The 10422-nt window shown below is 41.0% G+C and carries 9 protein-coding genes; 6 read left to right on the top strand and 3 right to left on the bottom strand.

What is annotated here, in order from left to right; translation table 11 throughout:
* On the bottom strand, window positions 1-88 hold an 88-nt coding region (locus HWQ37_RS17685), incomplete at its 3' end, for a 7-cyano-7-deazaguanine synthase (RefSeq protein ID WP_292749183.1).
* Window positions 89-461: 373 nt separating this feature from the next.
* Between HWQ37_RS17685 and HWQ37_RS17680 the strand changes: the two genes are divergently transcribed.
* From HWQ37_RS17680 to HWQ37_RS17665, 4 genes are all read left to right on the top strand, one after another.
* A complete protein-coding gene (locus HWQ37_RS17680) occupies window positions 462-1406 on the top strand; it encodes a hypothetical protein (protein ID WP_292749179.1) in 945 nt (314 codons plus the stop codon).
* 243 nt (window positions 1407-1649) lie between these two features.
* On the top strand, window positions 1650-2624 hold the full coding sequence (locus HWQ37_RS17675) for a cysteine synthase A (RefSeq protein WP_292749176.1): 975 nt from the start codon (window positions 1650-1652) through the stop codon (window positions 2622-2624).
* 87 nt (window positions 2625-2711) lie between these two features.
* Complete coding sequence (locus HWQ37_RS17670) at window positions 2712-3044, top strand: (2Fe-2S) ferredoxin domain-containing protein (protein ID WP_292749181.1); 333 nt, start codon at window positions 2712-2714, stop codon at window positions 3042-3044.
* 53 nt (window positions 3045-3097) lie between these two features.
* Entirely contained in the window at window positions 3098-4024 is a 927-nt protein-coding gene (locus HWQ37_RS17665) for a DUF5331 domain-containing protein (RefSeq protein WP_292749174.1), read from the top strand.
* A gap of 51 nt (window positions 4025-4075) precedes the next feature.
* On the opposite strand, the gene HWQ37_RS17660 is transcribed toward HWQ37_RS17665, so the two are convergent.
* Entirely contained in the window at window positions 4076-6481 is a 2406-nt protein-coding gene (locus HWQ37_RS17660; protein WP_292749172.1) for a single-stranded-DNA-specific exonuclease RecJ, read from the bottom strand.
* Between the two features lie 379 nt (window positions 6482-6860).
* On the opposite strand from HWQ37_RS17660, the gene HWQ37_RS17655 reads away from it, so the two are divergent.
* Both HWQ37_RS17655 and HWQ37_RS17650 read left to right on the top strand, forming a co-directional pair.
* A complete protein-coding gene (locus tag HWQ37_RS17655; RefSeq protein ID WP_292749170.1) occupies window positions 6861-8129 on the top strand; it encodes a GAF domain-containing sensor histidine kinase in 1269 nt (422 codons plus the stop codon).
* A gap of 303 nt (window positions 8130-8432) precedes the next feature.
* Complete coding sequence (locus HWQ37_RS17650) at window positions 8433-8873, top strand: thermonuclease family protein (protein ID WP_292749169.1); 441 nt, start codon at window positions 8433-8435, stop codon at window positions 8871-8873.
* Between the two features lie 145 nt (window positions 8874-9018).
* Here the strand turns inward: HWQ37_RS17650 and HWQ37_RS17645 are convergent, their stop codons facing one another.
* Complete coding sequence (locus HWQ37_RS17645; protein WP_292749167.1) at window positions 9019-10053, bottom strand: threonine aldolase family protein; 1035 nt, start codon at window positions 10051-10053, stop codon at window positions 9019-9021.
* Window positions 10054-10422: the final 369 nt, after the last annotated feature.

Genomic DNA, 10422 nt, shown 5'->3' with positions numbered 1-10422 from the left:
CAATCACTTCATAGCCCTGATGGTGCAGGATAGCTGCGGCGGTGGAACTGTCAACGCCACCAGAAAGACCAACGACGACTTTTTTCATACAAAGCAAGAGTTGTAAGCAATTCAAAATTCAAAATTCAAAATTCAAAAACCGAATTATAGTAAGCATTTTGACTGGTGATGGTGTGCAAAGTTAAAGAGTACAGCTTCGCTGCGTGGTTGTCCAATTGTAGCATACACTCTTCAAAGCCTTGCTACTAAAGCGCTTCAGTTTTAAATTCACTGAATTAGCGTCGGCGTAGCCCGTCGTAGACATCGCTATTCAGTCTTTCATCTAAGATTAATTACAGATGTATTTTTTGCCACGCAGATGAGCTAACTTTACTTTAACGCTATATAGTTGCTACAACGGTGAACTTAATTAGTTCCTGATGGAAATTATCTAAAAATACTGTGACTACTTTCTAACTACTATGTCGAGAGGAATATCAAGTCAATTTATCCCATTTCAGATATTGCGCCGAAGTTCTGAGGGTTGGAAGCCCACTATCAGACTTTTCTTTTTGTTAGTGGGAGGATGGTTATTACTAATTCCCGACTCTACCCCAGTACAAGCACAAATCTCCAACAGCAACGTGCTACTGGCTCAAGAAACTGGTGAGATTTTACCGCCACCGCCAATAGTTCCCTTTGGTCAACAGCCACCGCAGTTACAACCGGCTCAAGCAGAGGATTTCAATCAACCGGAAGTCAACTTTCAGCCCACCCAGCCATTGCAAAACAGTCAACCGGAATTCAACTTTCAGCCTTCCCAACCATTACAGAACAATCAATTTGAGCAGAATTTTCAGCCCTCCCAACCCGCACAGTTTAGTCAATATAACCAGAACTTTGAGCGCTATTTAGTTTACGTTGATAGTAGTGATTCTCAGACACTACAAGCAATACGTCAAATTGAACCCAGTGCTTACATTCGCCAGTTCCAAGGCCGGAATGTGATTCAGTCAGGAGTTTTTAACAGAGTAGCCAACGCCCAGCAACGGGTGAATGAGTTACAGTCACGAGGCATATATAACGCTCGGATTCTCAGCTTTGGTAACGGACAGGAAATAAATACAGGCAATGGAAACTTTGTAGGCGATCGCACTAATATAAATACTAATAAGCGAGTCTCTAGATATTATGTCGCCATTCCCACCACTTCCGAACAGTTATCTGCGATCGCAGCACAAGTTAGGCAGAATCTAAGCGGATTTACCCAAGATTTAGGACGATCTGGCGGAGTCCTCGAAAGGACGCAACCACGAGGCCCACACGTAGCAGTAGGCCCTTTCCAAAATCGATTCCAAGCTGAAGAATGGAACAGGTATATCCGAAAGATCGGATACAATAATGCCAGAGTTTACTACGGAAAGTGAATAGGTGGGGACTTAGGGAAAATATAGGAACTACACCAACAGCAAGCCCTCCAATGTCAGTATCATAGAAATTTAGGCAAATCAGTTGTAAATCATACTACTAGTCTGTCAAGAAATAATTGACGAATAAATTTTCTGTAGAGACGGCGATTTATCGCGTCTCTCCAACCGTCAAAATGGATTTGACAGACTACTACAGCTATAAGCCAAAATTTTTATAGAGACTCACACAATACAGTCAAAATGGATATAAAGAATGGCTTCGTTGGCGCTGTTGGTAACACTCCTTTAATTCGCTTAAACAGTTTTAGTGAAGAAACAGGATGTGAAATCCTTGCTAAAGCAGAATTTCTCAATCCTGGGGGTTCCGTTAAAGACCGCGCCGCACTTTACATCATCGAAGATGCAGAAAACAAAGGTCAACTCAAACCTGGTGGCACCGTTGTCGAAGGAACTGCTGGTAATACTGGCATTGGACTAGCACATATTTGCAACGCCAAAGGCTACAAATGCCTAATTATTATTCCCGATACCCAGTCACAAGAAAAGATAGATGCACTGACAGCACTAGGAGCAGAAGTTCGTCGCGTCCCTGCTGTACCCTATAAAGACCCGAACAACTACGTCAAGCTATCTGGCAGAGTCGCTGCTGAGTTAGAAAACGCGATTTGGGCGAATCAGTTTGATAACTTAGCCAACCGTCTCGCCCACTACGAAACCACAGGGCCAGAAATTTGGACACAGACAGATGGTAAAATAGATGGATGGACAGCTGCAACTGGTACTGCTGGTACTTATGCTGGTGTAGCATTGTACTTAAAAGAACAAAATCCAGCAATTAAATGTGTTGTAGCCGATCCTCTGGGTAGTGGACTTTATAGCTATGTCAAAACTGGCGAAATCAAGATAGAAGGAAATTCCATCACCGAAGGCATCGGTAACGGTCGTGTCACAGCCAATATGGAAGGCGCACCGGCTGATGATGCCATTCAAATTGATGACCAAGAAGCTTTGCGAGTAGTTTACCAACTGCTGAGGAAAGATGGTTTGTTAATGGGCGGCTCAACGGGTATTAATGTTGGGGCAGCTATTGCCTTGGCGAAGCAATTGGGACCAGGACATACCATTGTCACCATCTTGTGTGATAGTGGTTCCCGGTATCAGTCGCGGATATTCAACCCCGAATGGCTAGCCTCAAAAGGGCTTTCTATAGATTAGTTATTAGTCATTAGTCATTAGTCATTGGTCATTAGCTTCCGACTTCTGACTTTTGGCAAATGACAAATGACAAATGACAAAGGACAAATGACCAACATCACTCAACCATCAGACTTCCCAAAAATAGAGCAAGACTCTTCTCCTAAATGTGTGCGGGTTTGTCAAAATCGTGCTTGTAAAAAGCAAGGTGCAGTCAAGGTTTTAGCAGCTTTTGCGGCTTTGCCAATCCCTGCTGTAACGGTAACGGCTAGCAGCTGTTTAGGACAATGTGGTAATGGGCCGATGGTGCTGATATTACCCGATATGGTTTGGTATAGCAGCGTTCAACCGGATGAAGTATCTCTACTGATAGAAAATCATTTGCTAGGTGGTCAAAGAGTCAAACAGATGCTCTATTATCGGTTTCATCCCCAGAAATAAACCTAATTAAAAATTTAAGGTCTGCAATCTTGTTGACCGAAGTGAGGCATCCAATGAATATCCAGCAGCTGCGTCAATCCTTAAAACAAAAGTGGCTTATTTACTACAAGCAAAATATTTCCTGGCTGGTCAAAATGCGAATTTGGGCCACTTACGATGGTCTGCGCCGTCCTCTCTCCGGTTTTATTTTGGCAACACTGTCTGTTTTAGAACCCCAGTTTGATGAAATACTTTCTTTTATGCTGGATCTGAACAACGATCCAGATAAAATAGTCGCTGCTTTAGGTCTTAACTTCAATCCCGATGAAGAGTTACGTTTAATCAAATCAGACTCTTCCATAGCTACCAGCCAAGCTGAAAACGAGCCGCTAGATGAGAAATATTCTGAGGATAAACATCTGTCATCGGTTGTAACTGCTACCAAGATTGCGCCTAATTCTCTTACCAAGACTCTAGACTCCAACTTGCCACGCGCCGATCAACTTATACCATCATTTACAGCTACCACTGAGGTTATGCGTACACAAAAACCTGAGTTGGTAGTTGCATTTGCTACTAAAATTTCTCCCGATACTCCGGCAAAAATGTCAGCCTCCGGTTTTGTCGGCGAATATCAACCACTACGATCGCACCTTGAACGCCGAAACTCGCTGACAATGACTGCGGAGGCTAACCCCAAAGCCAAAACTATGCCATCTCCGGCGTTAGCGACTGAGGTTAAAAGCAACGCGCCGTCTAACCGAATCCCTGTAGGCGCATTGCTGGCAATTACCACTGAGATTAACAGTAATGGCAAACCAGTGCGATCGCTAGCAATTACTACTGAGGTAAAAAGCAACAGTAAACAACTGAATATTCAACTACAAGAGGTTAAAAGCAAAGTAAATTTGCCAGCCACTAATGCCCGTAGTCTAGCTTCTTGGGTAGATGAATTTTGTCAAGGTACTAAATGGGACGGGAAAGAGGATATTTTTATTTAAACGTTGAGCTTCCAGACATAAATTCTGACTCCTGAATTCTATTCTGTTAAATTATTTACTGTCGTAGCTGGCGATCGCAATTATCGTAGATAAAGGCACTTCCGCAAAATACTGTTGCTGAAATTGTTCTTCTCGGACAGCAGCTAAAAATCGTGCAACTGCTTCGTCAGCCAGGTTTTCGGCACTATCACTTGGATGCCAGGTAATTTGTAAACAACGGTCTTGTCGTTGAACTGTGAACCCTAAATATTGTAAAGCTTTGATGCCGACAAGTAAGGTTTGGTTGCTGATGCCGATTTTTTCTAAAAGTTGTCCGCGGGTAACTAGTTGATTTGTACGACTGAGATATTTAGCAATTCCGACAAGAGTTAGCCAAATTTGATTGGGTGGTTGATGGTTAGGTTTAGACCAAGCGATCGCTAATTGTTGCTGATTGTCAAGCCCAGACGTAGAGCGACTTATCGCCAAACATCGCCGCAACCACGTGCGTAAATCATCCCAATTCGTGGGACAATCTTCAATAATTAGTGGTGAGTGCTGAGTTGCTGAGTGTTCCTGATTCCGTAAGTCTAGGATGAAGGGTGAGTGCTGAGTAGTGAGTGCTGAGTTAGCAGCAGAACGCACGGCAATTAATCTGATTTCATAACGTTTTTTGAAGGTGTTGTAGTCTAATTCTGCGATGCAATCACACTTTCCTATAGGCAATTCATCTTTATAGTGTCCCCACCATAAGCCAGGAAAAACACTTCTACTAGAATCATCTCGAATGTCAAACTCAGTTTTAATGTACTGTACCTTTTTCCCTTGCCAATCCTGTTGATTGCGATGCCAAGAATTTTCAAACCAGCAGTTTTTAATTAGCAATTTCGGAACAGGATTACCCATTCCACAAGGTTCTAGAAGTTTCAGTTCCAAAAATAACTCTTTCCCTAAGTCTGCAACTGTCACCGTCAAGTCTGCTTGCACAGTTGGCGTGAGGGTTGTACTTCCTAAAGATTGCCGCAACTGCTGATTAATTGCGGCTGTAAATAAAGGAATATTCTCCACCAACAAACTCAAACCTGCTGCAAAGGGATGTCCCCCAAAGCGATGTAACAAATGTGCTTGGTCTTTCACTAATTGGTATAAATCGACAGAATTCACCGAACGGGCGGAACCACGGGCGAGGGGAGGGGATGAGGGGGATGAGGAGGATGAGGGAGAAATTCTTCCTTCCTCATCTCCCCCATCTCCCCCATCTCCCCCTACCTTCTCTGTACTCAACAAAATCGTCGGGCGGCCTGTCTCCTGTGCTACCTGTCCAGCGACTAAGCCCAATACACCGGCAGGCCATTGGGCATCTTCTAAAACAATGACGCTGGTGGTTGATAAGTCTAATTGAGTCAGTTTTTGTGCTACTTGTGCTTGCACATCTTTTTGTAAAGATTTGCGGCGGGCGTTGGCGAGTTCTGTAATTTCGGCTAGTTCGTTACAACGTTTGACATCCCGACTAGTTAATAATTCCACGCAGAAACTAGCATCACCTTGGATACGGCTAACGGCGTTAATTCTTGGCCCCAAACCAAAAGAAATGTCTGTGGGGCGATCGCCACTTTTCTGGCACAATTCTAATAATCGCCCTACCCCTGGTCGCCGCCGCGCTGCTGCTGGCTGTTTAAAATCTTCTTGCAGTCGTTGAATTCCCATCTGTGCCAAGTAACGACAATCTCCACTTAGCTGCACTAAGTCGGCAATTAATCCCACTGCAACTAAATCTAATAAATCTTCTAAAGGATATTTGGCAACATTAGGCAGACTTTGATATAATGCTTCCACCAACTTATAAGCTACCGCCACCCCAGAAAGATTAAATAGCTGATGTTCCTTTGGTAAATAACGGGGATTGATAATCGCTGCAACTGGTGGGCGTTCGGTAGGTAAAGTGTGATGGTCTGTAACTATTACATCTATACCAAGCTGTTTAGCATAAATAATTTCCTCAATGTTTGTGCTACCTGTATCGCAAGTAACTATTAATTTGCAACCTTGTTTTGCTAAGTTATCAATGCCTTGATTATTAAGTCCGTGGGATTCTTTCAGGCGATTGGGAATGTAGTAAATTAACTGAGTACTTTGAGCGAAAAACTGCCCCAATCCATCCCAAAGTACTGATGTGGCTGTAATCCCATCGGCATCGAAGTCTCCCCAGATAGCGATTTTTTCTTTAGTATTGTATGCTTGTTGCAAGCGTGCGATCGCTAGATGCATTTCTTGCCCAAACTCAAAGGGACTTGCTGGTTGATAAGCTTTATAGTTGATAAAAGCTGTTAATTGTTGATTATCTTTAATTCCCCGTTGCCACAACAATTGTGCTGCATACAGTCCACTTGACACAGGTGTATACTGTTTCACTGCTTGGATAAACCACTCTGGTGGTTGTTCGGTTGCTGTTATAGTCCACTGCTGTTGTTCTGGCATATAAATAAAGTTAGGAGTTAGGAGTTAAGAGTTAGGAGTGAAAACTCTTAAAATACAAGGGTGTGTTAAAGCCTTAAAAATTGCTAACACAGAATTAAAAATATCTTCAGAAAGTCAAGTTACTAAAATCATAAGACTTAAATCTTATCCTACTATAGGATTCCCCATTCCCCATTCCCTCCACTAGATTCAATAATCAAATCGAATTGCTATATATCAATTTACATTTATTTAAGTAAAATTTCATAATTTTGTTGTATACAAATAGCAGATATCTCTAGTAGAATCTTTGTATCAACTCACACCTAACGATTAAAATTGCTGGCTACCCAAACCAAGCTTGCGGAAACAGGCTTCAAAACCCATGCAATAGGCATCCATGAGCAAAACCAGTGATAACGAAATATTATTGCACAAGCAAACTTGGCAGCGTGAGCGGCAAATCATAGCACGTTTGTCTTCTTTGAACTATCGAACTGGCGAACTGGGTAGCTATTTGCATAACATTGCTTGCGGAGTCAGCGAACTCATTGGAGTTGATTGGACAGTTGTTACCTTTTGCCAAGAAGGGTTTGAAACTGTTCTAGCCAGTAGTCTCGAAATGGGTGAAGGCGAACATATTTATTCACTACATGGTTTACTAACTGGTACTGTTATCAAAATGGGTCAATCATTAGCAGTAGAAGATGCCCAAAAATACCCAGAGTATGGACAGGCCCCAGAAGGTTATTGTGCATATTTAGGGATACCATTGCGGACTGCTGAAAGTGAAGTGATTGGTACTATCTGTTCTTTTAATCATCTCCCGCGTGATTTTACAAAAGAAGACATCCAAATTGTGGAATTATTTGCTGAACGAGCTGCAACAGCAATTGACAACTATCATCTCTATCAACAACAGTGCCAATTTAATCATATTCTGGAGGCTGAGGTAGAAAAACGCACCGCAGAATTACAAGCAGCCCAAGCCAAGCTTTTAGAACAAGAACGACTGGTAGCAATTGGTGAATTTGCTGCGATGATTGTGCATGAAATTCGTAATCCCTTGACTACAATGATTATGGGATTGAAATATTTCCGAAAAACCATTTTAACTGAATCTGCTCAAGAGCGATTAGGGTTGGCACTGAGCGAAGCCAGTCGTTTAGAACGTCTATTGAGCGAAATTTTGCTCTACGCCAAGCCTCAAGTGTTGCAACTTTGTGAATTCGATGTAAATGAATTTATTCATGAATTGCTTGTATGCATTCGTGAAATGCCAGAAGCTCTAGAACGGCAAATTGAATTTATTCCGGCATCACCAACGCTAAAAATATTGGGAGATGAGGACAAACTTAAACAAGTATTTATCAATATTATCCGCAATGCTTGCGAAGCAGTTGCAACAGAAGATATCGTTCAATTGAAAGTAGATTCTTCGTATACAGATAAAGTTTGTATTAATGTCCACAATGGCGGTGAACCAATTCCATCAGAAGTTATCGCCAAGCTTTTTCAGCCATTCTTCTCTACAAAACCTTGTGGCACTGGGTTAGGACTTGCTATTAGCAAACGCATCATCAATGCTCATAATGGGGAACTGTTAATCTCTTCTGACCTCTTGACAGGAACTACTGTGAGTGTTCAATTACCTGTAGTTATTAAATGAAATTTTGATTGATATAAATACCAGCTTTTCTAATAATATTTATTACTTTTATTTGTATTTGCAACTTGTGAGCTAAATCACACTAACAAACTAAGCACTGAAATAAAATTACATTTATCAAAACAGAATTCAGGAGTCAGGAGTCAGGAGTCAGAATGGGCTAAACCCTAGCTATCCGCTAACAGAATGAGTTTTGAACGAAAAAGTGGTACTTCGCAGCGTTAGCGAGTATTTTCGAGTTGCGTCTTGATTCTGAACTCTGACTTCTGAATTCTTCTTCAAGCATAAAATATTACATAAAAAATGATGGAATTACTTCAACTAATGCTGGTGCTAGGTACAGTAGTTGGTGTTGCAGACGGGAACACAATTTTGGTTAAAGATAATGCAGGACAAACAACTACAATCAAGCTAGCGTGTATTAACGCACCAGAGGCGACTGACAAGCGCTATGGTTTAGCAGCAACACAAAGGCTAAAACAGCTATTACCACCTCAAACTCCTGTCGTAATTAGAAGCACAGAACAACTCAAAAGTGGTCGCCCAGCTGGTGAAGTATTTGTAGATAATCGGTCAGTAAATCTCCTTTTGGTAGAGTCAGGTAATGCCGTCGTTGACCAAGAGTCTTTACAAAATTGCTACGAGAGCAAAACCCAATTTTTAATTGCAGAAGCTAATGCTAAAAATAAGCATTTGGGTTTGTGGCAACAATCAAAATTGCAGTTGAAACTACATACCAAATAAGCGCTTACATTGTCAGTTATAATAACCAATTGTATTTGCTTAAATTGGAGGAATTTTAGGATTGCTGTACTGACTTCATTATTTGAGATTTTTCGTATTTACTTTTTGTGAATCATTATGCCGACATGATACAAGGCTAAATTGCTTAAATTGCGTTTTTAATATCAGCAATCAATTCATCAATCCTTGATTGAGTAGTATTCCAAGAACACATAAAACGTACTCCTCCCACACCAATAAATGTATAAAACTGCCAGTTCTTGGCTTTTAAGCTCTGAATGACTTCTTCAGGTAATTTTACAAATACAGCGTTGGCTTCTCTAGGAAACATCAAGTCAACACCTTCTATGTTTAATAGTTGATTTTCTAAGTATTCAGCACATTGATTAGCATGTCTGGCATTTTTTAGCCAAGCACCAGTTTCTAATAAACCCAACCAAGGAGCCGAAATAAACCGCATTTTTGAAGCTAGCTGGCCTGCTTGCTTGCATCGATAATCAAAATCTTCTGCTAGCGCTTTATTGAAGAAAAGAATAGCTTCACCTAATGCCATTCCATTCTTTGTACCACAAAAACACAATACATCAATTCCAGTTTTCCAGGTAATTTCAGCAGGGCTTTTATTCATAGCGGCAACTGCATTTGCAAAACGAGCGCCATCCATGTGAATCTTTAAGTTATACTTGTTCGCAACTTCTTTAATACTTAAAAGTTCTTCAATAGAATATAAAGTTCCTAATTCAGTTGATTGTGTAATGCTAATAACTTTAGGTTTGGGATAATGAATATCAGTGCGTTTAGTAACAATTGACTCTATAGCCTCTGATGTTAATTTGCCATTTTTACCGTGAGCAAGTAGCAGTTTAGAACCATTAGATGCAAATTCAGGTGCGCCACATTCATCTGTTTCTATATGAGATGTCTCATGGCAAATGACGCTATGATATGACTGGCAAAGAGCAGCTAAAGATAAAGAATTTGCAGCTGTACCGTTAAAGGTAAAAAATACTTCACAATCAATTTCAAAGAGTTCCCGAAAATAATCTGTTGCTTTTTGAGTCCATTCATCGTTTCCATAAGCTGGAACGCTACCTTGATTTGCCCTAATCATATATTCTAGTGCTTCAGGACAAATGCCAGAGGAATTATCACTTGCAAACTGTTCTAATTGGCTACTCATAATTTTTACTTTGCTCTTTAACAGTAATTGCTACAATACTAATAAATAATTTTGGACTTTGCCAACTCCAAGATTGTTTATTTATTGGAATTCCGTTATCTAATAATTCTGTTATTTACAATAACTTGGAATGGCACGAACATATTTTTTATAGTCCTATTTAATCATTCATTAAAAACAAAGTTTTTGACTTAATATAAAAACCCAGCTAAGGGACTTCCAACAAATAAATTATCCAATATTGTGGGGTGGGCATCTTGCCCGCCCACAGCCCAAGGCGGGCAAGATGGCATTGGTGTCAAGTTAAAGCCTCAGCCCAGATGTAAAGCGACCTTGAGGCATTGCGCCGATGTCGTTGAGGAATGGCCT

The organism is Nostoc sp. NMS4, from assembly GCF_017115095.1.
Taxonomy (GTDB): domain Bacteria; phylum Cyanobacteriota; class Cyanobacteriia; order Cyanobacteriales; family Nostocaceae; genus Nostoc.
The sequence above is the reverse complement of the archived record's forward strand: the minus strand, read 5'-3'. Positions and strand labels throughout refer to the sequence as shown.

Excerpts from the sequence above, each read along its gene's own strand:
- HWQ37_RS17655 (WP_292749170.1), top strand. The coding sequence starts at position 6,861 with ATGAGCAAAACCAGTGATAACGAAATATTATTGCACAAGCAAACTTGG.
- HWQ37_RS17660 (WP_292749172.1), bottom strand. The coding sequence starts at position 6,481 with ATGCCAGAACAACAGCAGTGGACTATAACAGCAACCGAACAACCACCA.
- HWQ37_RS17650 (WP_292749169.1), top strand. The coding sequence starts at position 8,433 with ATGATGGAATTACTTCAACTAATGCTGGTGCTAGGTACAGTAGTTGGT.
- HWQ37_RS17665 (WP_292749174.1), top strand. The coding sequence starts at position 3,098 with ATGAATATCCAGCAGCTGCGTCAATCCTTAAAACAAAAGTGGCTTATT.
- HWQ37_RS17675 (WP_292749176.1), top strand. The coding sequence starts at position 1,650 with ATGGATATAAAGAATGGCTTCGTTGGCGCTGTTGGTAACACTCCTTTA.
- HWQ37_RS17645 (WP_292749167.1), bottom strand. The coding sequence starts at position 10,053 with ATGAGTAGCCAATTAGAACAGTTTGCAAGTGATAATTCCTCTGGCATT.
- HWQ37_RS17670 (WP_292749181.1), top strand. The coding sequence starts at position 2,712 with ATGACCAACATCACTCAACCATCAGACTTCCCAAAAATAGAGCAAGAC.
- HWQ37_RS17680 (WP_292749179.1), top strand. The coding sequence starts at position 462 with ATGTCGAGAGGAATATCAAGTCAATTTATCCCATTTCAGATATTGCGC.